Annotated in this window: 29 protein-coding genes; 16 read left to right on the top strand and 13 right to left on the bottom strand. The window is 71.5% G+C overall.

All coding sequences use genetic code 11. The annotated features are described in order from the left end of the window. The 5 genes from pcaH to JAO81_RS14320 are packed head-to-tail and all read left to right on the top strand — an operon-like array spanning window position 1 to window position 4,516. Complete coding sequence (gene pcaH, locus JAO81_RS14340; RefSeq protein ID WP_199548222.1) at window positions 1-768, top strand: protocatechuate 3,4-dioxygenase subunit beta; 768 nt, start codon at window positions 1-3, stop codon at window positions 766-768. Then, window positions 768-1,322 (top strand): protocatechuate 3,4-dioxygenase subunit alpha, encoded by a 555-nt coding sequence (pcaG, locus tag JAO81_RS14335; RefSeq protein ID WP_199548221.1) that lies wholly within the window; start codon window positions 768-770, stop codon window positions 1,320-1,322. The genes pcaH and pcaG overlap by 1 nt, the downstream gene beginning before the upstream one ends. After that, window positions 1,319-2,641 (top strand): 3-carboxy-cis,cis-muconate cycloisomerase, encoded by a 1,323-nt coding sequence (gene pcaB / locus JAO81_RS14330; protein WP_307813356.1) that lies wholly within the window; start codon window positions 1,319-1,321, stop codon window positions 2,639-2,641. The genes pcaG and pcaB overlap by 4 nt, the downstream gene beginning before the upstream one ends. Beyond that, on the top strand, window positions 2,638-3,744 hold the full coding sequence (locus JAO81_RS14325) for an alpha/beta fold hydrolase (protein WP_199548220.1): 1,107 nt from the start codon (window positions 2,638-2,640) through the stop codon (window positions 3,742-3,744). Before pcaB ends, JAO81_RS14325 begins: the two co-directional genes overlap by 4 nt. Window positions 3,745-3,781: 37 nt before the next feature. Beyond that, on the top strand, window positions 3,782-4,516 hold the full coding sequence (locus tag JAO81_RS14320; protein WP_199548219.1) for a phosphotransferase family protein: 735 nt from the start codon (window positions 3,782-3,784) through the stop codon (window positions 4,514-4,516). A gap of 8 nt (window positions 4,517-4,524) precedes the next feature. Here JAO81_RS14320 and JAO81_RS14315 read toward each other — a convergent pair whose 3' ends face one another. From JAO81_RS14315 to JAO81_RS14300, 4 genes are all read right to left on the bottom strand, one after another. Next, the gene (locus JAO81_RS14315) at window positions 4,525-6,417 is read right to left on the bottom strand and encodes a GAF domain-containing protein (RefSeq protein ID WP_199548218.1); all 1,893 of its coding nucleotides are present in this window, start codon (window positions 6,415-6,417) and stop codon (window positions 4,525-4,527) included. Between the two features lie 84 nt (window positions 6,418-6,501). Further along, window positions 6,502-7,872 carry an MFS transporter gene (locus JAO81_RS14310; protein ID WP_199548217.1) on the bottom strand — a complete coding sequence of 457 codons (1,371 nt, stop codon included), beginning with the start codon at window positions 7,870-7,872 and terminating at the stop codon, window positions 6,502-6,504. Window positions 7,873-7,956: 84 nt separating this feature from the next. After that, entirely contained in the window at window positions 7,957-8,748 is a 792-nt protein-coding gene (locus JAO81_RS14305; RefSeq protein WP_199548216.1) for a 3-hydroxybutyrate dehydrogenase, read from the bottom strand. A 97-nt stretch (window positions 8,749-8,845) separates the two neighbouring features. Continuing rightward, window positions 8,846-9,433, bottom strand: coding sequence for a Type-2Aa cytolytic delta-endotoxin (locus JAO81_RS14300; protein WP_199548215.1), 588 nt, complete (start codon window positions 9,431-9,433; stop codon window positions 8,846-8,848). 225 nt (window positions 9,434-9,658) lie between these two features. Between JAO81_RS14300 and JAO81_RS14295 the strand changes: the two genes are divergently transcribed. From JAO81_RS14295 to JAO81_RS14280, 4 genes are all read left to right on the top strand, one after another. Next, on the top strand, window positions 9,659-9,889 hold the full coding sequence (locus JAO81_RS14295) for a hypothetical protein (protein ID WP_187816383.1): 231 nt from the start codon (window positions 9,659-9,661) through the stop codon (window positions 9,887-9,889). Between the two features lie 173 nt (window positions 9,890-10,062). Continuing rightward, a complete protein-coding gene (gene dhaK, locus JAO81_RS14290; RefSeq protein WP_199548214.1) occupies window positions 10,063-11,055 on the top strand; it encodes a dihydroxyacetone kinase subunit DhaK in 993 nt (330 codons plus the stop codon). A 49-nt stretch (window positions 11,056-11,104) separates the two neighbouring features. Further along, window positions 11,105-11,719 (top strand): dihydroxyacetone kinase subunit DhaL, encoded by a 615-nt coding sequence (dhaL, locus tag JAO81_RS14285; RefSeq protein ID WP_199548213.1) that lies wholly within the window; start codon window positions 11,105-11,107, stop codon window positions 11,717-11,719. Next, a complete protein-coding gene (locus JAO81_RS14280) occupies window positions 11,716-12,126 on the top strand; it encodes a PTS-dependent dihydroxyacetone kinase phosphotransferase subunit DhaM (protein WP_199548212.1) in 411 nt (136 codons plus the stop codon). Before dhaL ends, JAO81_RS14280 begins: the two co-directional genes overlap by 4 nt. A 9-nt stretch (window positions 12,127-12,135) precedes the next feature. Here the strand turns inward: JAO81_RS14280 and JAO81_RS14275 are convergent, their stop codons facing one another. Together JAO81_RS14275 and JAO81_RS14270 are read right to left on the bottom strand one after the other, a co-directional pair. After that, window positions 12,136-12,846 (bottom strand): GNAT family N-acetyltransferase, encoded by a 711-nt coding sequence (locus tag JAO81_RS14275; RefSeq protein WP_199548211.1) that lies wholly within the window; start codon window positions 12,844-12,846, stop codon window positions 12,136-12,138. A gap of 98 nt (window positions 12,847-12,944) precedes the next feature. Further along, on the bottom strand, window positions 12,945-13,361 hold the full coding sequence (locus JAO81_RS14270; RefSeq protein ID WP_199548210.1) for a helix-turn-helix domain-containing protein: 417 nt from the start codon (window positions 13,359-13,361) through the stop codon (window positions 12,945-12,947). 108 nt (window positions 13,362-13,469) lie between these two features. Between JAO81_RS14270 and JAO81_RS14265 the strand changes: the two genes are divergently transcribed. Beyond that, a complete protein-coding gene (locus tag JAO81_RS14265) occupies window positions 13,470-13,835 on the top strand; it encodes a DoxX family protein (protein WP_199548209.1) in 366 nt (121 codons plus the stop codon). Window positions 13,836-13,842: 7 nt separating this feature from the next. Here JAO81_RS14265 and JAO81_RS14260 read toward each other — a convergent pair whose 3' ends face one another. From JAO81_RS14260 to JAO81_RS14250, 3 genes are all read right to left on the bottom strand, one after another. After that, complete coding sequence (locus JAO81_RS14260) at window positions 13,843-14,316, bottom strand: NUDIX domain-containing protein (RefSeq protein ID WP_199548208.1); 474 nt, start codon at window positions 14,314-14,316, stop codon at window positions 13,843-13,845. A 69-nt stretch (window positions 14,317-14,385) separates the two neighbouring features. Further along, complete coding sequence (locus JAO81_RS14255) at window positions 14,386-14,877, bottom strand: GNAT family N-acetyltransferase (RefSeq protein WP_199548207.1); 492 nt, start codon at window positions 14,875-14,877, stop codon at window positions 14,386-14,388. Continuing rightward, window positions 14,874-15,194 (bottom strand): helix-turn-helix transcriptional regulator, encoded by a 321-nt coding sequence (locus JAO81_RS14250; protein ID WP_199548206.1) that lies wholly within the window; start codon window positions 15,192-15,194, stop codon window positions 14,874-14,876. The genes JAO81_RS14255 and JAO81_RS14250 overlap by 4 nt, the downstream gene beginning before the upstream one ends. A 141-nt stretch (window positions 15,195-15,335) precedes the next feature. On the opposite strand from JAO81_RS14250, the gene arsM reads away from it, so the two are divergent. Continuing rightward, the gene (gene arsM, locus JAO81_RS14245; RefSeq protein WP_374194290.1) at window positions 15,336-16,145 is read left to right on the top strand and encodes an arsenite methyltransferase; all 810 of its coding nucleotides are present in this window, start codon (window positions 15,336-15,338) and stop codon (window positions 16,143-16,145) included. Window positions 16,146-16,299: 154 nt separating this feature from the next. Here arsM and trxB read toward each other — a convergent pair whose 3' ends face one another. Next, window positions 16,300-17,295 (bottom strand): thioredoxin-disulfide reductase, encoded by a 996-nt coding sequence (trxB, locus tag JAO81_RS14240; protein WP_199548204.1) that lies wholly within the window; start codon window positions 17,293-17,295, stop codon window positions 16,300-16,302. Further along, window positions 17,292-17,705: an arsenate reductase ArsC gene (locus JAO81_RS14235; RefSeq protein WP_199548203.1), complete on the bottom strand. Its 414-nt coding sequence runs from the start codon at window positions 17,703-17,705 to the stop codon at window positions 17,292-17,294. Before JAO81_RS14235 ends, trxB begins: the two co-directional genes overlap by 4 nt. Before the next feature lie 184 nt (window positions 17,706-17,889). On the opposite strand from JAO81_RS14235, the gene JAO81_RS14230 reads away from it, so the two are divergent. The 3 genes from JAO81_RS14230 to JAO81_RS14220 are packed head-to-tail and all read left to right on the top strand — an operon-like array spanning window position 17,890 to window position 20,362. Beyond that, on the top strand, window positions 17,890-18,201 hold the full coding sequence (locus JAO81_RS14230) for a helix-turn-helix transcriptional regulator (protein WP_199548202.1): 312 nt from the start codon (window positions 17,890-17,892) through the stop codon (window positions 18,199-18,201). Further along, complete coding sequence (gene arsB / locus JAO81_RS14225; protein ID WP_199548201.1) at window positions 18,201-19,307, top strand: ACR3 family arsenite efflux transporter; 1,107 nt, start codon at window positions 18,201-18,203, stop codon at window positions 19,305-19,307. Before JAO81_RS14230 ends, arsB begins: the two co-directional genes overlap by 1 nt. Then, the gene (locus JAO81_RS14220) at window positions 19,304-20,362 is read left to right on the top strand and encodes an ArsO family NAD(P)H-dependent flavin-containing monooxygenase (protein ID WP_199548200.1); all 1,059 of its coding nucleotides are present in this window, start codon (window positions 19,304-19,306) and stop codon (window positions 20,360-20,362) included. The genes arsB and JAO81_RS14220 overlap by 4 nt, the downstream gene beginning before the upstream one ends. A 6-nt stretch (window positions 20,363-20,368) precedes the next feature. Here JAO81_RS14220 and JAO81_RS14215 read toward each other — a convergent pair whose 3' ends face one another. Beyond that, entirely contained in the window at window positions 20,369-20,740 is a 372-nt protein-coding gene (locus JAO81_RS14215; protein WP_199548199.1) for a helix-turn-helix transcriptional regulator, read from the bottom strand. Between the two features lie 112 nt (window positions 20,741-20,852). On the opposite strand from JAO81_RS14215, the gene JAO81_RS14210 reads away from it, so the two are divergent. Beyond that, a complete protein-coding gene (locus JAO81_RS14210; protein ID WP_199548198.1) occupies window positions 20,853-22,205 on the top strand; it encodes an NAD(P)-binding domain-containing protein in 1,353 nt (450 codons plus the stop codon). Further along, window positions 22,199-23,455, top strand: a complete 1,257-nt coding sequence (locus tag JAO81_RS14205) for an MFS transporter (RefSeq protein WP_374194289.1) — start codon at window positions 22,199-22,201, stop codon at window positions 23,453-23,455. The genes JAO81_RS14210 and JAO81_RS14205 overlap by 7 nt, the downstream gene beginning before the upstream one ends. Here the strand turns inward: JAO81_RS14205 and lnt are convergent. Continuing rightward, window positions 23,412-25,016 carry an apolipoprotein N-acyltransferase gene (lnt, locus tag JAO81_RS14200; RefSeq protein ID WP_199548196.1) on the bottom strand — a complete coding sequence of 535 codons (1,605 nt, stop codon included), beginning with the start codon at window positions 25,014-25,016 and terminating at the stop codon, window positions 23,412-23,414. The two genes, JAO81_RS14205 and lnt, sit on opposite strands and share 44 nt — an antisense overlap. Between the last annotated feature and the right edge of the window lie 63 nt (window positions 25,017-25,079).

Raw genomic sequence — 25,079 nt, 5'->3', positions numbered from 1 at the left:
ATGACCGAGCTTCCCGTGGCCCTGCCCGACGGGCTCTCCCAGGAACAAATAGACGCCGAGGTCGCCAAGGTGCAGGCCGACGCGGACGGCGGGGTGCACCCGCCCCGGGACTTCCCGCCGTATCGCAGCAGTACGCTGCGTCACCCGCGTCAGCCGCTGATCCCCCTGCGTGACCCCGAGGCCGTCGAACTGTCCGGGCCCGCCTTCGGCGTCACCGATGTGACCGCGCTCGACCGCGACCTCACCCGGCAGCACCTGGGCGAACCGCTCGGCGAACGCATCACGGTCAGCGGCCGGGTGACCGACCGTCAGGGACGCCCGGTACGCGGCCAGTTGGTGGAACTGTGGCAGGCCAACGCATCCGGCCGCTACGCCCACCAGCTGGACCAGCACCCCGCGCCCCTCGACCCCAACTTCACGGGCTTCGGGCGCTGTCTCACCGATGACGACGGGTCCTACTCCTTCACGACCATCAAGCCGGGCGCCTATCCGTGGCGCAATCACGTCAACGCGTGGCGGCCCGCGCACATCCACTTCTCCGTGTTCGGCACCGCGTTCACACAGCGTCTGGTGACGCAGATGTACTTCCCCGGCGATCCGCTCTTCGCCTACGACCCGGTGCTGCAGTCGGTGACCGATCTGGCGGCCCGCGAACGGCTCATCGCCGCGTACGACCACGGTCTCTCGGTGCCCGAGTGGTCGCTCGGCTACCGCTGGGACATCGTGCTCGACGGTCCGTCCGCCACGCTCTTCGAGGAGGACCAGTGATGTCCGCGATCCCCACCCCGTCGCAGACCGTCGGACCCTTTTACGGGTATGCGCTGCCGTTCACGGGCGGCCCGGAGGTCGCGCCCGTCGGGCATCCCGACCTGATCACGGTCCACGGTTACGTGTACGACGGCGCCGGACAGCCGGTACCGGACGCCCTGTTGGAGACCTGGCAGCCCGCCCCGGACGGTTCACGGACAGGGGCGCCCGGTTCGCTGCGGCACGATCCGGTGACGGGCCGGGTCATCGGGCGCGACGGTGTCGGCTTCACCGGATTCGGACGGATCGCCACGGCCGCGGACGGGCACTATGCGGTGCGGACGCTGCCGCCGGGCGGTGTCCCGTACCTCTCCGTGCTGGTCTTCGCGCGGGGACTGCTGCATCACCTGTACACCCGCGCCTACCTGCGGCCGGACCCCGACGACGCCCTGCTCGCCGCGCTGCCGGCCGATCGGCGCGGCACGCTGCTCGCGGCCGAGGAGCGGCCGGGGACGTATCGCTTCGACATCCGGCTGCAGGGTGCGGGTGAGACGGTCTTTCTGGAGTTCCGGTGAGTGGCGACGAGGGGCTTTATGTGGACGGCGGGCTGCTCTCGCCGGGCTGGGCCGGGTCGCGGGTCGAGGCCGCGGTGGGCGATCGCGCGTACGTACAGGCGCTGTTGGACGCGGAGTCCGCCCTGACGCGGGCGCAGGCCGCGCTCGGTGAGGTGCCCGCCGATGCGGCCGCGGCGGTGACCGAGGCGGCACGGGCCGAGGCGTTCGATGCGCGCTCGCTGGCGCTGCGCGCACGTGCGGCGGGCAATCCGGTGCTGGCGCTGGTGTCCGATCTGAAGGCCGCGGTGCCTGAGCGGCACCGGGAGTTCGTGCACCGCGGGGCGACCAGCCAGGACATCGTGGACACGGCGACGATGCTGGTCGCGGCACGGGCGCTGGACCTCGTACTCGAGGATCTATCGCGCACCGAAGCGTCGCTGGCGACGTCGGCCGCCGCGCATCGGGGCACGGTGATGGCGGGGCGCACACTGACGCAGCACGCGGTGCCGACGACGTTCGGTCTGAAGGCGGCGGGGTGGCGGTCGCTGGTCCTGGACGCACGGGACCGGGTGCGGTCCGTACGGGATTCACTCCCTGCTCAACTCGGGGGCGCGGCAGGGACGTTGGCGGCGCTCGGCGCACCGTGGGCCGTGACGGCTTTCGCCCGGGAGACCGGGCTGGCGGAACCCGCGCTGCCGTGGCACACCCTGCGCACCCCCGTCGCCGATCTCGCCGGTGCCCTGGCGTTCACGGCGGGCGCTCTCGGCAAACTCGCCGTGGACGTTCTGACGTTGTCCCGCACCGAGATCGCCGAGCTGGCCGAGGGCGCCGGCGGCGGGTCGTCCGCGATGCCGCACAAGGCCAATCCGGTGCGGGCCACGCTGATCGCGGCGGGAGCCCGGCAGGCGCCTGCGCTCGCCTCGGCGCTGTACGGATCGCTGGTCGCCGAGGACGAACGCCCGCCGGGCGCCTGGCATGCCGAGTGGCAGCCGCTGCGGGAACTATTGCGGACCGTCGGGGGCGCCGCCGAGAACGCCGCCGTGCTCGTGCGCGATCTGCGTGTGGACACCGACGCCATGCGCCGCCATCTCGACCTGACCGACGGGCTGATCGTCTCCGAACGCCTCACCGCCGAGCTCGGCGCCCTCGTGGGGCGGGCCCGCGCCAAGGAAGTACTCGCCTCCCTCGCCGCACGCGTGCGCAAGGGCGAGGGAACACTGGGACAACTCCTCGCCGAACAGCCCCAGTTCAAGCACCTGGACCTCGACGCCCTGACGGACCCGGCCCGCTACACGGGCGCGGCCGGCGTCCTCACCGACCGCGCACTGGAGCGACGTTGACCTCCCTGCACCACACGACGGAGGGGGCGTCCAGCGCTCCCCCGCTGCTCCTCGGCCCCTCCCTCGGCACCTCCACCGCGCTGTGGGACGGTGTCGCGCCCGAACTCTCCGCCACCCACCGGGTGATCCGCTTCGACCTGCCGGGGCACGGCCGCTCCCCCGCCTCGCTCATCGACGCGGGCGCGAGCATCGGTGACCTCGCCGACCTGGTCGTCGGCCTCGCGGACTCGCTGGGCATCGAGCGCTTCTCGTACGCGGGTGTCTCGATCGGCGGGGCGATCGGGCTCCAGTTGGCGGCCTGGCACCCCTCACGGGTGGACCGCCTGGCGGTCCTTTGCTCCTCGGCGCACTTCGGCGATCCGCAGCGCTGGCTGGATCGGGCCGCGCTCGTACGGCGCGACGGCCTCGAGTCGGTGGCGAAGAGCGCGCCCGAGCGCTGGTTCACGCCCGGCTTCAGCTCGGCACGGCTGCTCGACGATCACCGCACCGCGGACCCGGGGGCGTACGCCGCGTGCTGCGACGCGCTCGCCTCGTACGACCTCCGCGACCGGCTGGCCTCGATCACCGCGCCGACACTCCTGCTGGCGGGCCGCGAGGACCCGGCCACTCCGCCCGCCCACCTGCGCGAACTCGCGGACACCATCGGCGGCTCGACGCTGGTGGAGATCCCCGGTGCCTCGCACCTCGCGGTCGCCGAGGCCCGGCTGCCCGCGCTCGCGGCGCTGCGCGCCCACTTCGACGGTCCCGCCGACAGCGGGATGGCCGTACGCCGCGCGGTCCTCGGCGACGCGCATGTGGACCGCGCACAGCAGCGCCAGACCGCGTTCACCGCGCGCTTCCAGGACTTCATCACGCGCTACGCCTGGGGCGAGATCTGGACCGACGACACGCTCAGCCGCCGCGAGCACAGCATCGTCACCCTCACCGCACTGGTCGCGGGCGGCCACCTCGACGAGCTGGCCATGCACGTCCGCGCCGCCCGCCGCAACGGACTCACCGCGGACGAGATCGGTGCGGTGCTGCTGCAGTGCTCCGTATACGTCGGGGTACCGGCGGCGAACGCGGCGTTCGGCGTGGCGCAGCGGGTGCTGGACGAGGCCTGAGCGCCTGATGCCGGGTGTGGGGTGACAGGGTGGCCCGATGGACGAGTCAGCTCTGCCCGGTGGCCTCATCAACGCCGTGGTCCGAATCGGTGCGACGGTGCGTCGGCCGCCTTCGACCCGATCCGACTTCGTCCATGAACTGCTGGCCCTGCTGGAAAACCATGGTTGGTCCGGCGCGCCCCGCTTCCTCGGCCGGGACGAGCAGGGGCGCGAGATCCTCAGCCACATCGACGGCGAGGCGGCCTGGAGTCCGGACCGGCGGCGGGCGGCCGGCTCGGATGCGAGCCTGGTGCGGGTGGCCGGGCTCGTCCGTGAGTTCCATGACCTGACCAGCGGCTCGCCACTGTCCGGCGCCGACGAGGTGATCTGCCACAACGATCTGGCGCCGAAGAACACCGTCTACGCGGTCGACGGCGAGGACTGGCGGCCCCTCGCGTTCATCGACTGGGATCTCGCCGCCCCCGGCGCCCGAGTGCACGATGTCGCACACCTCTGCTGGCAGTACCTGGATCTCGGCCCGGGCATCGTGGATGTGCCGGATGCCGCTCGGCGGATCGGACTGGTCTGCGATGCGTACGGTCACATCGACCCCGACCAGGTCGTGGACGCGGTCCTGTGGTGGCAGGACCGCTGTGGGCGGGGCATCGAGGCGGGGGCCTCACAGGGGGATCCGGCCATGGTGCGGCTGCGCGACCGAGGCGTCGTCGAAGAGGTACGGGCCGCTTACGCGTGGGTGTCGGCCCACCGCAGCGCGTTGGGCCGGGGGAACTGACCGCGCCCTCAAGCGGCCCGGCTCAACCGGTGCAGTCGCAGGGCCAGTTGGAACTCCAGGGCGCGAGCGGGACTGTTCCAGTCCTCGCCGACGAGGCGGCCGATCCGCTCCAGGCGCTGTACCACCGTGTTCACATGGACATGCAGCGCGTCCTTGGTGCGGGTGAGGCTGGCGCCCTGAGTGAAGTACGCGTCGAGCGTGGCGACCAGGGCGGTGCCCCGCTGGTCGTCGTAGTCGAGGAGCGGGCCGAGCGTCCGGTCGACGTACCCCTTCAAGTCGGCCTGGTCCCCGAGCAGTACGCCGAGGAAGCCGAGGTCCGCAAGGGCCGCGCCCTGGCCCGTATGGCCGAGCGCGCGCAGCGCGGACAGACAGCGGGCTGCCTCCGCGTGCGCGGCGGCGAGCGCCGCGGGGCCCGGTGCGGGACCGGCGGCGCCGACCGTCACCGGGGTGCCCAGGGACTGCGCCAGCTGCTCCGCCAGCGACTCGGCCCGCGAGCCCGGTTGATCACTGGGCATGACAAGCACCACCTGCTCGTGATGGATCCCGGCGAGCCCGCCCCGGGCGATCCGCGCACCGCAGGCGAGCAGCCGGTGGCGGGGCGCGCCCTCGGCGTGCAGCACGAACACCGCGTGCGGCCGGGTCAGTGTCACGCCGAGCCGGCGGGCCCGGACGGTCAGCGCCGCGGGGTCGCCGGTCGAGGAGAGCAGATCGCTGAGGAGTTCGCCGCGTACCCGCTCCTCCGCCTCGGCCACCGAGCGGCGCAGCAGAAGCAGCAGCGCGGTGACCACGGCGGCCCGTTCGAACAGGAGCCGGTCCGCGTCGGAGAGGTCCGCGCGGCCGGTGAGGGCGAGCGAGCCGAGGAGTTCGGGTCCTGCGAGTACCGCGCAGACCCAGGTGCCGTCGCGTTCGACGGCGCGGCCGCTGCTGCGGGAGGCCGTCACGTCAGGTGCGGACAGGGTGCCCGACTGGCCCCCGGTGGCGGCGAGTTCCGCGCCGTCGGCGTCATGCAGGACGATGCCGCCGTCGAGCAGGTCGGCCAGCGCCGCGGCCACCTCGTCGGCGCCACCGCCCCGCAGCACCAGGTCGGTCAGCTGGTCGTGGGCCTCTTCGGCGCGGCGCATCGCGGCGCTGTGCGCGCTGATGGTGGCGGAGGCGGCGTTCAGGTCGTCGAGCGCGGCCCGGGTCTCCTCCAGCAGGCGCGCACTGTCGATGGCGATCGCGGCGTGATCGGCCAGCGAGGACAGGAGGTTGACCTCCTGCGGCGAGAACGTGCGCGGGGAGCGGTCGGAGGCGTACAGGACTCCGATCACCTTCGGACCGAGCATCAGCGGTACGCCGAGGATCGCGTGCAGCCCTTCCTCGGCCACCGCACTGTCGATGGTGAACGTGTGCTTGAAGCGCGGGTCGTCCTGATAGTCGCCGGTCGCGTACGGGCGGGCGGTGTGCGCGACGAGCCCGCCGAGCCCTTCCCCCATCCCGAGGCGCAGCTGCTGGAACGCGGCGGACACCGAGCCGTCCGTGACGCGCATATAGGTGTCGCCCACGGTGTCGTCGTTGAGGGACATATAGGCGACGTCGGTGCCGAGCAGCAGGCGTGCCCGGTGCACGATCGCGCGCAGGACGGCGTCCAGGTTGCGCAGCGCGGCGAGATCGCTGGCCGTGTCGAACAGGGCGGTCAGCTCGGTCTCGCGCCGGCGGTGCTGGCTCAGGGTGCGCCGGATCCGCAGGGCCACCTCGGTGGCCGCGGAGATCTCGCCCAGTTCGGCGGGGTTCGCCCCGGCCTCGCGTGCCTCGGCGGCAGGCCGGGCGAACTCCTCGGCACCGGCCCCCGAGGCGAGCAGGTCGAGGAGGCGGCGCAGGGCGGCGCCGCAGGTCAGGGGGTTGTCGCCGAGACCTCCCATGGGGGTGAGCAACCGTTCCCGGTCGGGGGGGGGGGCCCGCGGTGCCAGGGCGGGTACGCCGGCCGCACGGCGGGCCCGGGGCGATCAGCCGTTCACCGAGGCGGGGACCTTCGCGTCGCTCTCGGCGCTCGCGCCGTCCTTGGCGAGGTCCCGGCCGAGGGTCTCCTTGGCGATCCACACCGTCACCGCGGTGACCAGGGCCGCGAACGCCAGGTAGAGGGTGACGGGGGTGGAGTTCCCGTAGTCCTTGAGCAGTTCGACGGCGATGATCGGGGCGAGCGCGCCGCCGATGATCGACGCCAGCTGGGAGCCCATGGACGCACCGGAGTAGCGGACCTTCGTGTCGAACATCTCGGAGATGAACGCGGCCTGCGGCCCGTACATCGCCCCGTGGAACAGCAGTCCGACCGTCACGGCCAGGGCCATCACCGGGAAGGACTCGGTGTCCAGGAGCGCGAAGAACGCGAACGCCCACACCGCCATCCCCACCGCGCCGATCAGGGTCACCGGCCGGCGCCCGATGCGGTCGGACAGCGCGCCCCACAGCGGGATGGTCACGAAGTGCACGGCGGAGCCGATCAGTACCGCGTTCAGGGCGGTGCTCTTGGGCAGCTCCAGGTGGACGGTGACGTAGACGAGCAGGAACGCCGTCAGGATGTAGTACGAGATGTTCTCGCCGAAGCGGGTGCCGATCGCGGTGAGCACCTCGCGCCAGCTGCGCCGGAACACCTCGACGACCGGCGCCTCGTCCTTGACGCCCTGCTCGGCGCGGGCCGCGGCCTTCTCCTGTGCTTCGAGGAAGACGGGCGATTCGGAGACGGAGATACGGATCCACAGACCGATCACGACCAGGACCCCGGACAGCAGGAACGGGATGCGCCAGCCCCAGGCCTGGAATGCGGCGTCCGACTGCACCGCGGCGAGCAGCGCGAGCACACCGGTGGCGAGCAGGTTGCCGCCTGGTGCGCCGGCCTGCGGCCAGGAGGCCCAGAAGCCGCGCTGCTTGGCGCCGCCGTGTTCGGACACGATCAGGACCGCGCCGCCCCACTCGCCGCCGAGCGCGAAGCCTTGGATCAGCCGGAGCAGGGTGAGCAGGATGGGCGCGCCGACGCCGATGGTGGCGTGCGTGGGCAGCAAGCCCATCGCGAAGGTCGCGCCGCCCATCATCATCAGGCTGATGACCAGGAGCTTCTTGCGGCCGATCTTGTCGCCGTAGTGCCCGAAGACCACGCCGCCGAGGGGGCGGGCCGCGAAGCCGACCGCGTAGGTGAGGAAGGAGAGCAGGGTTCCGACGAGCGGGTCGCTGTCCGGGAAGAACAGGGTGTTGAACACCAGGGCCGCGGCGGATCCGTAGAGGAAGAAGTCGTACCACTCGATGGTGGTGCCGACGAGGCTCGCGGCGACGATCCGGCGGATTCCGCCGGGGGTGGGCGGTGCGGAGCTGACGCTGGTCATGGTGAGGCCACCGTTTCGGTCGGCTGTGCGGGGACGGGGTGTGCGGGCTGAACGGGGGGTGCGGGCCGGACGGGGGCGGGGTGCCTAGTTGGCGCCCCAGCCGCCGTCCACGGGGAGGGAGGTGCCCGTGACGAAACCGGTGTGCGGGCCGCAGAGCCAGAGCACGGCCGCGGCCACTTCCTCGGGTTCGATCAGGCGCTTGATCGCCGAGCGCTCCAGGAGCACCTCACCGACCACTGCCTCGGGGTCGATGCCGTGGGCTTCGGCCTGTGCGGCGATCTGGCCCTCGACGAGCGGGGTGCGGACATATCCGGGGTTCACGCAGTTGCTCGTGACGCCGTGCGGGGCCCCTTCGAGCGCGGCGACCTTGCTGAGGCCTTCGAGCCCGTGCTTGGCCGTCACGTACGCGGATTTATAAGCACTCGCGCGCAGGCCGTGCATGCTCGAGATGTGCACGAGCCGGCCCCAGCCCTGTGCGTACATATGCGGCAGACACCGCTGGATCATCAGGAACGGCGCGGTGACCATGACCTTCTGCAGCAGTTCGAAGCGCTCGGGCGGGAACTCCTCGATCGGCGCGACGTGCTGCAGGCCGGCGCAGTTGACCAGGATGTCGATCTCGCGGGGCAGCGCCCGCAGTGCGGTGGGGTCGGCGAGGTTCACGGCATGCGCGATCCCGCCGGCCTCGGTGGCGGTCTCCTTGGCCGACTCGGCGTCCAGGTCCACGACATGGACGTGGGCGCCGGCCTCGGCCAGGGCCAGGGCACAGGCCCGGCCGATGCCGCTGCCGCCGCCGGTCACCAGGGCACTGCGCCCCGAGAGGTCCACGGCGGCGGCAGCGGCAGGGCCGGGCCGCCCGGAAAGTTGGCTCGTCATGGCGGGAAACGCTAGAGACACACCGTCCATCGGCCCATGTGTCGCGCGTCCATATATTCGGGGCTCCGGATGTGGGCTGGCGCTACCGCCGACGTGCTCAGATCTCCTGGCGCACGCTCACGGCGTCCAGCCGGACCGCGAACTGGGCCGTGTCCTGGAGCGTCAGCGCGAGCACCCGCTCCTTGGGCAGGGCCACCTCGATCCGTACGCAGAAGGAGACCGCGTACAGCGCGCCCTGGGTCTCCTCGTCCTGCAGCGCGAACAGCAGATCGCAGGTGTACGCGGTGGAGTCCGGCCCGCTGTCGAGGAACCGCAGATGGGCGGCGCCCTCCTGGGAGCCGAGTCCGGTGACGCACTCCTCGAGTACGCTCTCGACACCTGCCCAGAACGTCTCGTTGGTGAAGGTGTCGACGAGTGCCTGGCGCACCCCTTCCTTCAGGGTGAGGACCATGACCTGGACGGGCGCGGTCTCGTGCACGCCGAATCCGGGGATCACCCGCACCACGCGGCTGCCGGGCAGGGCGCGCGCCGCCCGCTGTGTCCGGCCGAACACCTCGGCCCGGGGCGCGGCAAGGGCCTCGGCGAAGCGCGCCTCGATCTCCTTGAGGGGCACGGCACTTGCGGGCTGTGTCTCGTGCACCGTCCTGTACCCGGCCTCGGCGTGGGTGCCGTTCTGCTCGCTCATCGCTCGCTCCTAGTCACGTGTGCCTGTTCCCTGTCGCGCCCACCCGAGTGATCTTCGGGAGCGCTCAGTATGACGGGCCCCCATGGGGCGGGGATCGGCCGCCCGGGTGCCGGACAGAGCGGCAACTGCGCAGGTCGCGGGGCGTTGTCAGTGCCGTACGCAAGACTGGTCGGTCCGAGGCCTTCAGGGGGAAGGCCCGTGACCTTGCACGAAAGGGCAGTTGACATGACCGAGCTCGAACTTGTCGCAGCGCAGGCCTACATCCGCCTCCTCCAGACGGCACGCGCCGCGCTCGAGGACCCGCGCAGCGCGCCCATGGCCATCACCGTCCTCACCCCGCCCATGGCCGAAGCGGACCAGGCCCTTGCCGCGGCCGGACTCGCGGGCAATGAGCGCCGGTTGTTCGAGCTGGTGCATCAGGTGTGCCCGCGGTTGCCGGTGGATACGCCGGCCTAGGTGGGACACGGGCCGCGGGCGGGGTGGCCGGGTCGGCGGTGGACACTTGACGGTGCATCGGGCGTGATTCGCCGTGCCGCACCCGCTCCGCACCCGTGACCTCGCCGGGCCGCTGGCCAATACTGGGCACAGAGCGGACGCGAGGGACACCCGACCTACCGAAGGCGGCCAAAATGAAAATGCTCATCAATGTGGCGGAGACGGTGGTCGCGGACGCGCTGCGCGGTATGGCCGCCGCCCACCCGGAGTTGACGGTGGACGTCGAGAACCGGGTGATCGTACGGCGGGACGCACCGGTCGCCGACAAGGTGGGTCTGGTCTCCGGCGGCGGCAGCGGTCATGAGCCGTTGCACGGCGGGTTCGTGGGCCGCGGCATGCTCTCGGCCGCCTGCCCGGGCGAGGTGTTCACGAGCCCCGTGCCGGATCAGATGGTGCGGGCCGCGGCGGCGGTGGACAGCGGCAAGGGCGTGCTGTTCATCGTGAAAAACTACACCGGCGACGTCATGAACTTCGACATGGCGGCCGAACTCGCCGAGGACGAGGGCATCCAGGTCGCCAAGGTCCTCGTCAACGACGACGTGGCGGTCACCGACAGCCTGTACACGGCCGGCCGGCGCGGCACGGGCGCGACCCTGTTCGTGGAGAAGCTCGCTGGTGCGGCCGCCGAGGAGGGCATGCCCCTCGAGCGGGTCGAGGCGATCGCGCGCCAGGTGAACGAGAACTCCCGCAGCTTCGGCGTCGCCCTCAGCGCCTGTTCGACCCCTGCCAAGGGCAGCCCCACCTTCGATCTGCCCGCCGGTCAGCTGGAGTTGGGCATCGGGATCCACGGCGAGCCCGGCCGTGAGCGGCGTCCCATGATGACCTCCGGTGAGATCGCGGAATTCGCCGTGGACGCGATTCTCGACGACATGCGCCCCACCAATCCGGTGCTGCTGCTCGTCAACGGCATGGGGGCGACACCGCTCCTCGAGCTGTACGGCTTCCACGCGGAGGTCACACGGGTGCTCGCCGCACGCGATATCGCCGTCGCCCGCGTCCTGGTGGGCAACTACGTGACCTCGCTCGACATGGCCGGCGCCTCGGTGACCCTGTGCCAGATCGACGAGGAACTGCTGAGGCTGTGGGACGCACCGGTCCGTACGCCCGCATTGCGCTGGGGCATCTGACCGTCCGCACCCCACCGCACCCCACTCACCGGCCCTGACAGGAGACCCTGTGCTCGACGCCGAGTTCTTCCGCCGCTGGATGACGGCGACCGCTGCCGCCGTCGACCGTGAGGCGACGCGGCTGACCGAACTGGACTCGCCCATCGGCGACGCGGACCACGGCAGCAATCTGCGCCGCGGGTTCACCGCTGTCGCGACCGTCCTGGAGAAGGAGACACCGGGCACGCCAGGGGCCGTCCTGGTCCTGGCCGGACGGCAGTTGATCTCCACGGTAGGTGGGGCGTCCGGCCCGCTGTACGGAACGTTGCTGCGCCGTACCGGCAAGGAACTGGGCGACGCACCCGAGGTGTCCGCGGAGCAGCTGGCGGCCGCGCTGCGCGCCGGCGTGGAGGCGGTGGCCAAGCTCGGCGGCGCCGTCCCCGGCGCCAAGAGGATGCTGGCCCCCCCCGACCCGGCGGCAGCGGCGCGGGCCATGTCGTCCCGGCCAGCCGCCGGGGCCGCGGCGGACGGCGCCGAGGCGACGGTGCCGCTCATCGCCCGTAAGGGCAGGGCGAGTTACCTCGGTGAACGCAGCATCGGGCATCAGGATCCGGGGGCCACGTCCTCGGCGCTGCTGTTCGCGGCGCTCGCCGAGGCGGCGGGCGAGGACGGGGCGGGCGCATGACCGAGTCCCCGCTGGTCGGCATCGTCCTCGTCTCCCACAGCGGCCCGGTGGCGACCGCTGTCGCGGACCTCGCGTCCGGCCTGGCCGGCGGGAAGCCCCTGGCCCCGGTCGCCGCCGCCGGCGGCACGCCCGACGGCGGCCTCGGTACCAGCGCCGACCTGATCGCCGCCGCGGCCCGCTCGGTGGACCGCGGCGCCGGTGTCGCGCTCCTTGTCGACCTGGGCAGCGCCGTGCTCACGGTGAAGGCGCTGCTGGCCGAGGACGACGAACTGCCGCCCGGATCACGCCTGGTGGACGCCCCCTTCGTCGAGGGCGCGGTGGCCGCGGTGGTGACGGCTTCGGCGGGGGCGGATCTGGATGCGGTGGAGGCAGCGGCCCGGGAGGCTTACACGTACCGCAAGGAGTGAGTACGGCGCTCAGAACGCCGTCGGGTAGGGCACCTTCGCGCCGACGAACTGAGTGATGCCCCGGCGGCGGAAACCGAGCGACTCGTACAGGCGTATCGCGCCTTCGTTCTCCGTCGACGCGTGCAGGAAGGGGATCTCGCCACGCTCGCGGATACCGGCCGCCACCGCGCGGACGAGACGGGTGCCGAAGCCCTGCCCGCGGAAGTCCACGTCGGTACAGACGGCGCTGATCTCGGTGTAGCCGGGCGGGTGCATCCGCTCCCCCGCCATCGCGACGAGGCGGCCTTCGCGCCGTATGCCGAGATAGGTGCCGAGCTCCACGGTCCGCGGCAGGAACGGGCCGGGCTGCGTCCGGGCGACGAGGTCGAGCATCTCGGGGGCGTCCGCGGGGCCGAGCCGTACGGCTTCGGGGTCCGGGCGGGCGTCGACCGACTCGTCGACGAGCTGGACACCCTGGCCCTCGAAGGTGATCTTCCAGTCCGCGGGCGGCAGGGTCCGCAGGCCGGGCAGCGCGACCTCGGTCCCGGGGCCGCGGAGCGCGGCGAGGTCGGCCCAGTCCTGGGCGTCGGGCTCATCGGGGAGGCCCTGCCACAGCGTCACGTCCGAGGGGTAGCTCAGTGCACGGCCGTAGCGCTCGGCGAAGTGGGCGTGCGGACCCAGGAGCGCGGCGTACGCCGGGTTGTCCAAAACGTGCTGGGTCACCGGCGGTGCGGCGGTCATGGGGCTTGCTCCTCGGTCCTGCCGTCAGCTCTGTGCGGACGCAAACAAAGACGGCAATCGTAAAGCACGACAGAGGATCAAGCGGAATCGGCCCCGGATCATTCCGCGGGCGGGACCGGACGGCCGTCGGCCGTGTCGTGCGCGGCCCGGCTCTCCATGATCCGCGCATTGTTCTCCATGGCCCATCCGGCCAGCGCCAATGCCGGCGGGATCAGGCTCTTGCCGAGCGGAGTCAGCGCGTACTCGACACGCGGCGGCACCTCCGCGAAGGCCGTACGGGACACGAGTCCGTCCCGGGTGAGGTGGCGCAGGGTCAGCGTCAGCATCCGCTGCGAGATACCCGGAATGTGCTGCTGCAGTTCGCCGAAGCGCATCCGCTTCTCGTCGAGGGTGGCCACGATCAGGAGCGTCCACTTGTCGCAGATCCGGTCGAGTACGGCGCGGATCGACTGACCGCCGTCCCCGCGGATCATGCAGGTGTGCTCGTACGGCGTGCCCGGCTGCGCCTGCGACATGACAGCTCCCTGTGCGTCAGGCACATCCGTGTGCCTTTTGTAAGCGCCTCGACGCTGACTCATCATGAGGCCACTTCCCGCCCGTGACCCAGCTTCCAGGGGGCTGTCATGACCGTTGCCTATTGGATCGTCGCCGTACTGCTCGGCCTGTTCTACCTCTACTCGGGCGGCATCAAAGCCGTGCGGAGCCCTGAGCAGCTCAAGCCGATGATGGCCTGGGTCGACACGGTCCCGCTGCCGGCGCTCAGAGCGCTGGGGGTCGTCGAAGTCCTCGGCGCGCTGGGCCTGTTGCTGCCGCCCCTGACCGGCATCGCACCGTGGCTGGCCATAGCGGCCGCCGCCGGTCTCGTGCTGCTGCAGCTCGGGGCGATGCGGCTGCATCTGTCCCGCGGCGAGGTGCGCGAGACAGGGCTGAACATCGCCCTGATCGCGCTCGGGGCGGCGGCCGTGTGGCTCGGGACCGTGTGGGTCTGAGACCGGTTCAGACGGTGGGGTCGAACCACGTGGGTTCGTCGAGCAGCGCCTGCTTGATACGGAACAGACCGAACTCGTGCAGCGGCGGCAGCGCGTCCACGGAGAACCAGCCCACCTCGAGCGACTCCTCGTCGTTCACCCGCGCCTCGCCGCCGACGGCGCGGCAGCGGATCGTGATGTCCATGAACTGGCAGTGGTCGCCGTTGGGGTACATCGTCGGGTCGAGCGTCTGCACCAGGACGACCCGCTCGGGTACGCAGTGGACGCCCGTCTCCTCGTAGACCTCTCGTACGGCGCAGGCGGCGGGCTGCTCACCGGGGTCGGGAATGCCGCCGATCACGGACCATTTGCCCGTGTCCGCGCGGCGGCCGAGCAGCACTCTGCCCTCGTCGTCGAAGACGAGCGCGGTGATGCCCGGCAGGAAGAGGAGTTGATGGCCCGCGCTGGCCCGGATCTCGCGGATGAAGTCGGGAGTACCCATGCCCCGACCCTAACGCGCGGCTGATCTACGGTCCGCCCCCGCCCGCGGTGTGCCGGGGCCGGGCGGGGTTCAACTGATGGCAGGGCTGCGGCGTTCGACAAGGACCACGTCGCGCCACCGGCCGTGCCGGCGGCCGATGCGCTCGCGCGTGCCGATACGCCGGAAGCCGAGGCCCTGATGCAGCCGGAGGCTCGCCGTGTTCTCGGGGAAGATGCCCGACTGGATCGTCCAGATGCCGGCGGCCTCGGTCGAGGCCACGAGGGCACCGAGCAATCCGCGGGCGACACCTTGGCCACGCGCCTCGGGGTGGACGTAGACCGAGTGCTCCACGACACCGGCGTAGGCGCATCGGTCGGAGACACGCGTCGCCGCGACCCAGCCGAGGACTTTCCCGCCGTCGGCGCCCAACGCGACGAACCGGTGCTCGAGCATCCTGGCGGCATCGAACGCGCGCCAGTCCGGGGCTTCGGTCTCGAAGGTGGCGTCTCCTTCGTCGATGCCCAACTGGTAGATACCCAGGACCTGTTCCGCGTGGGCCGCCGTAAGTGCCGTAATGATCATGCCTGCCCCATGATGGCGCGCACTGCGGCGGGGAAGCACTCCAGGCAGGCGCCGTTGACCTCATGGCGGGTCGAGGTTCCCTGCCGCTCGGCGAGCACGAAGCGGACCTCCGCCAGAATCCGGAGATGGTGCGAAACGGTCGACTGGCCGATCGGCAGACGCTCGACGATCTCGCCGACCGTCATCGCCCGCCGCTCGGCGGCGAGCAGGTTCAGCAGACGTACGCGCATGGGGTCGGCCAGCGCCTTGAACCACGCGGCATAGGTGGCGGCGTCCTCGTGGCTCAGCGCGCCCGGCTCACACTCGGTCTCATTCATCGATAATCGACGATAGTCGATTAAAGCTGCGGCCACATCCCCTCCTCGCTGTTTCGAAGCCCCTCTATGTTGACTCTCATCGAATCAACAGGCAGCCTTGATTCCATAGACATCGAAGCAATGGATCACCGAGGAGCCGACGTGAGCAAGAACGAGCAGTCCGAACTGCTGGAAACCGTCCGTGCCGGATACGCGGCCGCCGCCTTGAAGGTGACCGGGGCAGGTGCGGCCTGTTGCGGCTCGGAGGGCGTCGAGATCGACGAGAACTTCGGGTCCGGACTCTACGAGGCCACCGACCGCGAAGCCCTGCCCGCCGAGGCCGTCGCCGCCTCGCTCGGCTGCGGCAACCCCCTGGCCGTGGCGGAACTCCGCGAGGGCGAGCGGGTGTTGGATCTCGGCTCGGGCGGCGGCATCGACGTCCTCCTGTCCGCTCGCCGTGTGGGTGCGAGCGGCAAGGCGTACGGCCTGGACATGACCGAGGAGATGCTGGCCCTGGCCCTGGCCAACAAGGAGAAGGCCGGTGCGACGAACGTCGAGTTCCTCAAGGGGACGATCGAGTCGGTGCCCCTGCCCGCGCACACCGTCGACGTCGTGATCTCCAACTGCGTGATCAATCTGTCCGTCGACAAGCCCGCTGTCTTCGCCGAGATGTTCCGTGTGCTCGCACCCGGCGGCCGGATCGGCATCTCCGATGTGGTGGCCGACGATGCGCTCACTCCCGCGCAACGGGCCGAGCGCGGCAACTATGTGGGCTGCATCGCGGGCGCGCTCTCCTTCGCCGAGTACCGCCAGGGCCTGGAGGAGGCCGGGTTCACGGACGTCGAGGTCACCCCGACCCACCAGGTGGCCGACGGCATGCACTCCGCGATCGTCCGCGCCACCAAGCCGCTCGCCGCCACCGTGAAACCGGTGGCCGCACCGGCGCAGAGCGGGAGCTCCTGCTGCAGTTGATGCCGCTGAGGGACGAAGGGGCCGGAACCCAGGCGGGTTCCGGCCTCTGGCGCCGGGGGGTCCGCGGGGGGGAGGAGGGGGCCGGAACCCGGGCGGGCTCCTCCCCCTTCGCCCCTCAGATGTCCAGGTCAGACAGTGACCGCAGATGTCCGGGTCAGACAGCGATCGCGACCGGCTGGGCGGTGAGTTCGGCGTCGGCGAGGGTGGCCAGGTAGCGCTCGGCGTCCAATGCGGCCGCGCAGCCGGTGCCCGCCGCGGTGATGGCCTGCGGGTAGGTGGAGTCGACCACGTCGCCGGCGCCGAAGACGCCGGGGATGTTCGTGCGGGTCGAGGGTGCCTCGGTCTTGAGGTAGCCGGCGTCGTCCAACGCCAGTTGGCCCGAGAAGAGTTCGGTGCGCGGGTCATGACCGATGGCGATGAACAGGCCGGTCGCGTCCAGGCGGCGGGTTGCGCCGGTGCGGCTGTCGCGCACGGTCACGCCGGCCAGCATGCCGCCCGACTCATGGAGTTCGGCGATCTCACTGTCGTACGCGAAGGAGATCTTCTCGTCGGCGAAGGCCCGGTTCCGCATCACCTGGGAGGCACGCAGCGAGGAGCGGCGGTGGACGATGGTGACGGACCTGGCGAAGCGGGTGAGGAAGGTGGCCTCCTCCATCGCGGTGTCGCCGCCGCCCACGACGACGATGTCGCGGTCCCGGAAGAAGAACCCGTCGCAGGTGGCGCACCAGGACACGCCTCGGCCGGAGAGTTCGTCCTCGTGCGGCAGGCCGAGCTTGCGATGGCTTGACCCGGTCGCGACGATCACGGCCTTGGCGCGGTGGACCGTGCCGGCGGAGTCGGTGACTTCCTTGATGTCGCCGGTCAGATCGACCGACACGATGTCGTCGTCGATCATCTCGGCGCCGAACTTCTCGGCCTGGGCCCGCATGTTGTCCATCAGGTCGGGACCGTCGATGCCCTGCGGGAAGCCGGGGAAGTTCTCCACCTCGGTCGTGGTGGTCAGTGCGCCGCCGACGAAGACGGCGCCGCCGAAGACCAGCGGCCCGAGGCCGGCGCGGGCCGTGTAGAGGGCTGCGGTGTAGCCCGCGGGGCCCGAGCCGATGATGATGACGTTGCGTATCCCGCCCGTCGTGCCGCTCTCCGTACTCATACGGACTTCTCCGGCGCGATCTCGGCGATCAGACCCTCGACCAGGACCTTGATCTCGTCGCGGATGGGACGCACGGCCGCAACGCCCTGGCCCGCCGGGTCCTCCAGCTCCCAGTCCAGGTACCGCTTGCCGGGGAAGACGGGGCAGGTGTCGCCGCAGCCCATCGTGATGCAGACGTCGGACTCCTTGACCGCGTCCACGGTGAGCAGCTTCGGAGTCTCGGCGGAGATGTCGATGCCGACCTCGGCCATGGCCTCGACGGCGGCGGGGTTCACGGCGTCGCCGGGGTTGGAGCCGGCCGAGCGGACCTCGATCCGGTCGCCCGCGAGGTGGGTCAGCCAGGCGGCCGCCATCTGGGAACGGCCGGCGTTGTGGACGCACACGAAAAGAACGGACGGCTTCTCGGACATCGCGGGGTCTCTCTTGTCTCGCGTTGATTGCGGCGCGCGGGGCGATCGATCGTGGATCCGACCAACCATCACGGATCCACGATCACGGGATCCACCTTCGTGGATCCCCCTTCACGGATCGACGATCGGGGATCGGATCAGCGCCGAGTGGTGTCAGCGACCACTGATGTGACAGTATCAGTCCATGATGACGTCAGCCACCACTGATCTGATCCGGATCATCGCCGATCCGCTCAGGCTTCAGATCGTGACCCTGCTCGCCCACGAGACCCTGTGCACCACCCACCTCGTGGAGGAGACCGGTGCCCGGCAGACGAACCTCTCCAACCATCTGCGCGTGCTGCGCGAAGCGGGCGTGGTGGAGACGGAGCCCTGCGGCCGATTCACGTACTACAAGCTGAAGCCCGAGGTCATCGAGGCGCTTGCCGCGTCCTTCGGCGAGCTGGCCGCCACCGCGCGTACGACGATCGAGACGAACCGAAAGCGAGCCTGCTGATGACCGCGACCGAACCCGGCACCGCCTCACCGCCGAAGGGCGGCGAGGACGCCTCGATCGTCGCCAAGCTCTCCACGCTCGACCGGTTCCTGGCGGTGTGGATCCTGCTCGCCATGGCCATAGGACTCGGCCTGGGCCGCGTGATCCCGGGCCTCGACGACGCACTCGCCAAGGTCGAGATCGGCGGGATCTCGCTGCCCATCGCCCTCGGCCTGCTGATCATGATGTACCCGGTCCTCGCCAAGGTCCGCTACGACAAGCTCGACGCGGTCACCGGCGACCGCAAGCTCATGGTGTCGTCGCTGGTCATCAACTGGATCGTCGGCCCCGCGGTGATGTTCGCGCTGGCCTGGGTCTTCCTGGCCGATCTGCCCGAGTACCGCACGGGGTTGATCATCGTCGGGCTCGCCCGCTGCATCGCCATGGTCATCATCTGGAACGACCTGGCCTGCGGCGACCGCGAGGCGGCCGCCGTACTCGTGGCGCTCAACTCGGTTTTCCAGGTGCTGGCGTTCGGCCTGCTCGGCTGGTTCTACCTCGATCTGCTGCCCGGCTGGCTGGGCCTCGGCGAGGGCGAGCGGCTCGACATCTCGATGTGGAAGATCGCGCTGAACGTCGTCATCTTCCTCGGTGTCCCGCTGCTCGCCGGCTTCCTGACGCGCCGCATCGGCGAGAAGAAGCTCGGTCGCGAGTCGTACGAGTCCAAGTTCCTTCCGAAGATCGGGCCTTGGGCGCTGTACGGCCTGCTCTTCACGATCGTCATCCTCTTCGCCCTGCAGGGCAAGACCATCACCTCGCAGCCGCTCGACGTGGCCCGCATCGCACTGCCGCTGCTCGTCTACTTCGCGATCATGTTCTTCGGCACATTCGCGCTGGGCAAGGCGATCGGGCTCGCGTACGACCGCACCACGACGCTCGCGTTCACGGCGGCCGGCAACAACTTCGAGCTGGCCATCGCGGTCGCCATCGCCACCTTCGGTGTGACGTCCGGGCAGGCATTGTCGGGTGTCGTCGGACCGCTGATCGAGGTGCCGGTCCTGATCGCGCTCGTCTACGTGGCGCTGGCCGGGCGCAAGAGGTTCGCCCCGGCCGAGCCCACGCCGTGACGGGGCAGCCCGAGGGGGTGGTGACGGGCGGCGGCCAGGCAGGGCTGGCCGCCGGTTACCACCTGCGCCGCCTCGGCCTGGACTTCGTCATCCTCGACGCCCGGGCCGCGGCGGGCGGCGCCTGGCAGCACACCTGGGACTCGCTGCATCTGTTCTCCCCCGCGGCCTATTCGTCTCTGCCGGGACGGCCCATGCCCGGGCAGCCCGGCGAGGTGTATCCGGACGCGGCGCATGTCGTCCGCTACCTGAGCGACTACGAGCGGCGCTACGAACTGCCGGTGCTACGGCCCGTACACGTCCGAGGCGTCCACCGCGACGGGGAGTTCCTCGGTGTCGAGAGCGACTCCGGGACCTGGCGGGCGCGCGCCGTCATCAGCGCGACCGGCACCTGGTGGCGCCCGTTCATCCCGGCCGTCCCAGGGCGTGCCGAGTTCGGCGGGACGCAGCTGCACACCGTCGAGTACCGCAGCCCGGCCGACTTCGCCGGACGACGCGTCGTGGTGGTCGGCGGCGGCAACTCCGGCGCACAGATCGCGGCCGATCTCGCGTACGGGAGCGAACTGACCTGGGTCACCCAGCGGCCTCCGCGCTTCCTGGCCGACGACATCGACGGGCGCGCCCTGTTCGACGCGGCCACCGCACGCCGCCGCGCCCTGGAGAACGGGCAGAGGGACACCGCAGGCGTCGCCTCGCTTGGCGACATCGTCGCCGTGCCGCCGGTGCGCGAGGCGCGGGATGCGGGCCTGCTCAAGGCCTCGCCCATGGTCGTACGGCTGACCCGTGACGGTGTGGAGTGGGCCGACGGCACCCGGGCAGCAGCCGATGCCGTCATCTGGTGCACCGGCTTCCGCCCCGCCCTGTCACATCTGACGCCGCTCGGGCTCCGCGGCGCGCGAGGCCGTATCCGCACCATCGGCACGCGTGCCGCGGACGAACCGCGGCTGCACCTGCTGGGATACGGCGACTGGACCGGCCCGGCCACCGCGACCCTCATCGGAGTGGGCCGCCCGGCGCGCGACGCGGCACGCGCGATCGCCGAGTCCCTGCGCTCGTAAGGGCGGTCAATTCCCCGCAGGCGCCAGCAGGTTGCCCATCGCCGTCACCACGGACGGCTCCACCCGGTAGTACACCCAGGTGCCGCGCCGCTCGGAGGAGAGCAGGCCCGCCTCCTTGAGCTTCTTGAGGTGGTGGGAGACCGTCGGCTGGGAGACGCCGACGTCGGAGATGTCGCATACGCATGCCTCGCCGCCCGGATGCGAGGCGACCGCGGAGAACAGGCGCAGGCGTACCGGATCACCGAGAGCCTTGAACATCTTCGCGGTCCGCTCGGCCTCCTCGGCGGTGAACGTGCGCTCCGTCAGAGGCGGGCAGCAGGGCGTCGCGGTCTCGGCGGTCTCCGGTTCCAGCAGCGGCAGGCTCTTCGTGGTGGGCATACCGTCAACCCTACCCAGGTATTCGACAAACATCTATGTTGACGTCTATCGAATCAGGTGCCATGCTGACGCCGAAGTCATCGACAAACGTCGAAACAAAGGGGACCCTGCCGTGAGTACGCCCACCACCACCCTGCCCGTCCTGGTCATCGGAGCCGGCCCCATCGGCCTGGCCGCCGCCGCCCAGCTCACCGCACGCGGTCTGGAACCCCTGGTCCTCGAGTCCGGTCCCTCGGCGGGCAGCGCGGTCCGCGACTGGTCGCACGTCCGCCTCTTCTCCACCTGGGCCGAGGTCGTCGACCCGGCCGCCGAGAAGCTGCTCGCGCCCACCGGCTGGGTCAAGCCGGACGGCGCCGCCTACCCGACCGGTGGCGACTGGGCCGAGCAGTACCTGCAGCCCCTCGCGGAGGTACTGGGCGACCAGGTCCGCTTCGGCGCCACCGTCACCGGTGTCTCCCGTACCGGCCGCGACCGCGTGGTCGACGCCGACCGCGAGGAGCAGCCCTTCACCGTCCACGTCACCTACGCGGACGGGCGCGAGGAGCGCATCCTCGCCCGCGCCGTCATCGACGCCTCCGGCACCTGGTCCACCCCCAGCCCGCCCGGCGGCGACGGTCTGCCCGCTCTCGGTGAGCGAGCCGCCGCCGGCCGGATCTCGTACCGCGTCCCCGACCTCAAGGACCCCGCCGTACGGGCCCGTTACGCGGGCAAGCGCACCGCGATCGTCGGCTCCGGCGCCTCGGCCTTCACCGCCTTGGCCGCCCTCGCCGAGCTGGCGAAAGAGGAGCCCGGTACCCATGCGGTGTGGGTCCTGCGCCGCGGCATCAGCGGCAGCACCTTCGGCGGCGGCGCGTCCGACCAGCTCCCCGCACGCGGTGCGCTGGGCCTCGCGGCCAAGGCTGCGGTGGACAACGGGTACGCCACAGCCGTGACCGGCTTCCGTACATACGAAATCGCCGCCCAGCAAGGACAGTTGGTACTGGCGGGCGAGGACGGCCGCCGGCTCGACCCGGTCGACGAGGTCATCGGCCTGACCGGCTTCCGCCCCGACCTCTCCTTCGTCGACGAGCTGCGCCTCGCCCTCGACGAGCGGCTGCAGGCCCCGGTCGAGCTGGCCCCGCTGATCGACCCGAACGTCCACTCCTGCGGCACCGTCTACCCGCACGGCGTCAAGGAGCTCTCCCACCCCGAGCAGGACGTCTACCTGGCGGGCATGAAGTCCTACGGCCGCGCCCCCACCTTCCTCGCGATGACCGGATACGAGCAGGTCCGCTCCATCGCCGCCGCGCTCGCCGGCGACCAGGATGCCGCGGAGCGCGTCGAGTTGACCCTGCCGGAGACGGGCGTATGCGGCGGTGCGGGCCTCTTCGACGAGGCCGCCGCACAGGAGACCCAGGCCGACGCGGGCTGCTGCGGCGCCCCCGCCCTCGTCCCGCTCGGCGCCCCCGCTTCCGGCGGTTGCTGAGCAACGTGCCCAAGGCCCGCACCGACGGGGCCGCGACCGGTACGCACCACCACCGGTCGCGGCCCCGCGCCGTCCTGCCCGCGCTGTGCGCCACCCAGATCACCGGCTGGGGAGTCGTCTACTACGCGTTCCCCGTCCTGCTCCCCCGCATCACCGCCGACACCGGCTGGTCCACCGGCACGGCCACCGCCGCCTTCTCCCTGGCTCTGCTGATCTCGGCGGCTGTCGGCATCCCCGTCGGCCGCGTCCTCGACCGGCACGGTCCGCGTGCCGTCATGACCAGCGGCTCCGTCCTCGCCACCGTCGCCGTCCTGATGGTCGCGAGCGCCCCCAGCCTGCCGTTGTTCTTCGCCGGTTGGGCACTCGGCGGCGCGGCCATGGCCGCGACCTTCTACCAGCCCGCCTTCGCCGCCGTGACACGCTGGTGGGGGCCGGACCGCGTCCGTGCCCTGACCGTCATCACGCTCGCCGGCGGCCTCGCCTCCACCCTCTTCGCCCCACTGACCGCCGCACTCGTCACGCACCTCAGCTGGCGCAGCACCTACGCCGTCCTCGCCGTCATCCTGGCCGCCGTCACGATCCCCGCCCACGCACTCGCCCTGCGTGCCACGTGGCCACCGGCCCCCGTGGTTCCGGCCCGACAGAACGGCAGGAACGGATCGGTTGCCCGCAGCCGCCCCTTCGTCCTGCTGGCCACCGCGTTCACCCTCTCCGGATTCGCGGTGTACGCGGTCGTGATCGGCATCGTCCCGCTCATGACCGAACGAGGTGCGAGCCCCACCGCGGCCGCCTGGGCTCTCGGCCTCGGCGGCGCGGGCCAAACCCTGGGCCGCGCCCTGTACTCCACGCTCGCCGGACGCACCGGCGTCACCACCCGCACCGTCACCCTGATCGCCGCGGGCGGCGCCACCACCGGCGCCCCGGGGCTCGTACCCGGTCCCGTCCCGCCCCTGATCCTCCTGGCCGTCGCGGCCGGCATGGCCCGCGGCAACCTGACCCTCCTGCAGGCGACGGCGGTCGCCGCCCGCTGGGGCACCGGCTCCTACGGCCGCCTCTCGGCGCTCCTTGCCGCACCGGCCACCGTCGCGGCAGCGCTCGCACCCTGGGCGGGCGCGAGCCTCGCCGCCGCCCTGGGCGGCCATGCCGCGCTCTTCGTGCTGCTCGCCGGAGCTTCGGCCGCCGCGGCGCTGCTCGCGGCCGCCGCCGTCACTTCGCGGCGTCGCCCCGGGCCCGCACCCGCCGTGCGATGACCCAGCCGATCCCGCCGAAGGCCACGGCGACCAAGGCAAGTTCGGGCGCGATGCCGAGCTTGGTGGCCGGTGTCTGCGAGGAGCGCAGCGGCACCTCGGCGACCAGGGTGTCCGCGGTGAACCAGGTGGTGCGCTGCACGATCTCGCCGTCCGGCATGATCACGGCGCTGACCCCGCTGGTGACCGGAACGGTGACGGTGCGGCTGTGCTCGACCGCGCGGACCCGCGACATGGCGAGCTGCTGGTAGGTCATCTCGCTGCGGTCGAAGGTGGCGTTGTTGCTGGGCACGGAGATCAACTGGGCGCCATGGGTGACCGTGTCGCGCACGGCCCAGTCGAACGCCGCCTCGTAACAGGTCGCGAGCCCCACCTCGGCGCCGCCCATGGTGAACACTCCGGGCTTGCTGCCCCGGCTGAAGTCCTTGCGGACCATGGACCCCCACTCGGGGTTGATCATGTCGACCACTGAGCGCAGCGGCAGGAACTCGCCGAACGGCTGGATCTGCCGTTTGTCATACGTCTCGGTGGGCCCCTTCACGGGATCCCAGAGAATCTGCTCGTTGAGCAGCCGGCCGTCGTCGGCCTCGACCACACCGCCGACGGAGATGGGCGCGCCCACGGCCTTGGCGGCGGCGTCGATGTCGGCGTACGCGTCGGGGTTGCGGAAGGGGTCGATATCGGAGGAGTTCTCCGGCCAGAGCACGAAGTCGGGCTTCTTCGCCTTGCCTTCACGGACCCGCTCGGCGAGCCGCAGCGTCTCCTTCACATGGTGGTTCAGGACCTCCTTGCGCTGGGCGTTGAAGTCGAGTCCCGCCCGCGGAACGTTGCCCTGGATGACGGCGACCGTGGCGGTGCCGTTCTCGGCCGCGTCGGAGACCAGGGGCAGCGAGGCGACGGCACCGACGAGCGGCACGGCGACGGCGGCGAGCGCCACGGCCGCCGTGCCCCGGTGCAGGGTGCGGGTACGGCGGTACGCGAGGAACACCCGTACCGCCTCGAAGAGACCGAACCCGCAGAGCACCACGGCGAAACCGAGCACCGGAGTGCCGCCCAGCGCGGCCAGCGGCAGGAACACCCCGTCGGCCTGCCCGAACGCGACCTTCCCCCAGGGGAAACCGCCGAACGGCGCCCGTGCCCGGGCCGCCTCGCCCAGCGTCCACACGGCGGCCGCCCACAGCGGCCAGCCCGGGAGCTTGGACACGGCGGCGATGCCGACCGAGGTGACCGCGACGAACAGCGCCTCGATCGCGACCAGCGCGAGCCACGGACCAGGGCCGACCTCCACACCCGTCCACACGAGCAGCGGCAGCAGAAAACCGAGGCCGAAGAGGTAACCGCGGCCGAGCGCACTCTTCCAGCCGCGGCCGCGCAGACACCACGCGAGCCCCGCGAACGCGGGCAGCGCCAGCCACCACAGGGTGCGCGGCGGGAAGCTCACATAGAGGAGCACCCCGCTCAGCGCGGCCGCCGCGGCGGGAACGAGCCCGCGCAGCAGCCGTCGGCCGCGCGGCTCGGGTGCGGGCAGGGTCTGCTCGCCGGTCGGGGCGATGGTGGCTGTCACGCCGCGGAGTCTACGGCGCGCGGCTGTGACCAGGCCAAGGGCCTCCGACGAACCGGAGGCCAG

It is taken from the genome of Streptomyces sp. N35, from assembly GCF_016464295.1.
Lineage (GTDB): Bacteria > Actinomycetota > Actinomycetes > Streptomycetales > Streptomycetaceae > Streptomyces.
Note: the sequence above shows the minus strand (reverse complement) of the source record. Positions and strands in the feature narration are given on the sequence as shown.

Excerpts from the sequence above, each read along its gene's own strand:
- JAO81_RS14260 (WP_199548208.1), bottom strand. The coding sequence starts at position 14,316 with ATGGGTACTCCCGACTTCATCCGCGAGATCCGGGCCAGCGCGGGCCAT.
- JAO81_RS14265 (WP_199548209.1), top strand. The coding sequence starts at position 13,470 with ATGACCGTTGCCTATTGGATCGTCGCCGTACTGCTCGGCCTGTTCTAC.
- pcaG (WP_199548221.1), top strand. The coding sequence starts at position 768 with ATGTCCGCGATCCCCACCCCGTCGCAGACCGTCGGACCCTTTTACGGG.
- JAO81_RS14310 (WP_199548217.1), bottom strand. The coding sequence starts at position 7,872 with ATGACCAGCGTCAGCTCCGCACCGCCCACCCCCGGCGGAATCCGCCGG.
- JAO81_RS14270 (WP_199548210.1), bottom strand. The coding sequence starts at position 13,361 with ATGTCGCAGGCGCAGCCGGGCACGCCGTACGAGCACACCTGCATGATC.
- JAO81_RS14235 (WP_199548203.1), bottom strand. The coding sequence starts at position 17,705 with ATGTCCGAGAAGCCGTCCGTTCTTTTCGTGTGCGTCCACAACGCCGGC.
- JAO81_RS14215 (WP_199548199.1), bottom strand. The coding sequence starts at position 20,740 with ATGCCCACCACGAAGAGCCTGCCGCTGCTGGAACCGGAGACCGCCGAG.
- JAO81_RS14255 (WP_199548207.1), bottom strand. The coding sequence starts at position 14,877 with ATGATCATTACGGCACTTACGGCGGCCCACGCGGAACAGGTCCTGGGT.
- JAO81_RS14275 (WP_199548211.1), bottom strand. The coding sequence starts at position 12,846 with ATGACCGCCGCACCGCCGGTGACCCAGCACGTTTTGGACAACCCGGCG.
- trxB (WP_199548204.1), bottom strand. The coding sequence starts at position 17,295 with ATGAGTACGGAGAGCGGCACGACGGGCGGGATACGCAACGTCATCATC.
- JAO81_RS14300 (WP_199548215.1), bottom strand. The coding sequence starts at position 9,433 with ATGAGCGAGCAGAACGGCACCCACGCCGAGGCCGGGTACAGGACGGTG.
- JAO81_RS14305 (WP_199548216.1), bottom strand. The coding sequence starts at position 8,748 with ATGACGAGCCAACTTTCCGGGCGGCCCGGCCCTGCCGCTGCCGCCGCC.
- dhaK (WP_199548214.1), top strand. The coding sequence starts at position 10,063 with ATGAAAATGCTCATCAATGTGGCGGAGACGGTGGTCGCGGACGCGCTG.
- JAO81_RS14315 (WP_199548218.1), bottom strand. The coding sequence starts at position 6,417 with ATGGGAGGTCTCGGCGACAACCCCCTGACCTGCGGCGCCGCCCTGCGC.
- JAO81_RS14280 (WP_199548212.1), top strand. The coding sequence starts at position 11,716 with ATGACCGAGTCCCCGCTGGTCGGCATCGTCCTCGTCTCCCACAGCGGC.
- pcaH (WP_199548222.1), top strand. The coding sequence starts at position 1 with ATGACCGAGCTTCCCGTGGCCCTGCCCGACGGGCTCTCCCAGGAACAA.
- JAO81_RS14230 (WP_199548202.1), top strand. The coding sequence starts at position 17,890 with ATGATGACGTCAGCCACCACTGATCTGATCCGGATCATCGCCGATCCG.
- JAO81_RS14250 (WP_199548206.1), bottom strand. The coding sequence starts at position 15,194 with ATGAATGAGACCGAGTGTGAGCCGGGCGCGCTGAGCCACGAGGACGCC.
- arsB (WP_199548201.1), top strand. The coding sequence starts at position 18,201 with ATGACCGCGACCGAACCCGGCACCGCCTCACCGCCGAAGGGCGGCGAG.
- JAO81_RS14320 (WP_199548219.1), top strand. The coding sequence starts at position 3,782 with ATGGACGAGTCAGCTCTGCCCGGTGGCCTCATCAACGCCGTGGTCCGA.
- JAO81_RS14295 (WP_187816383.1), top strand. The coding sequence starts at position 9,659 with ATGACCGAGCTCGAACTTGTCGCAGCGCAGGCCTACATCCGCCTCCTC.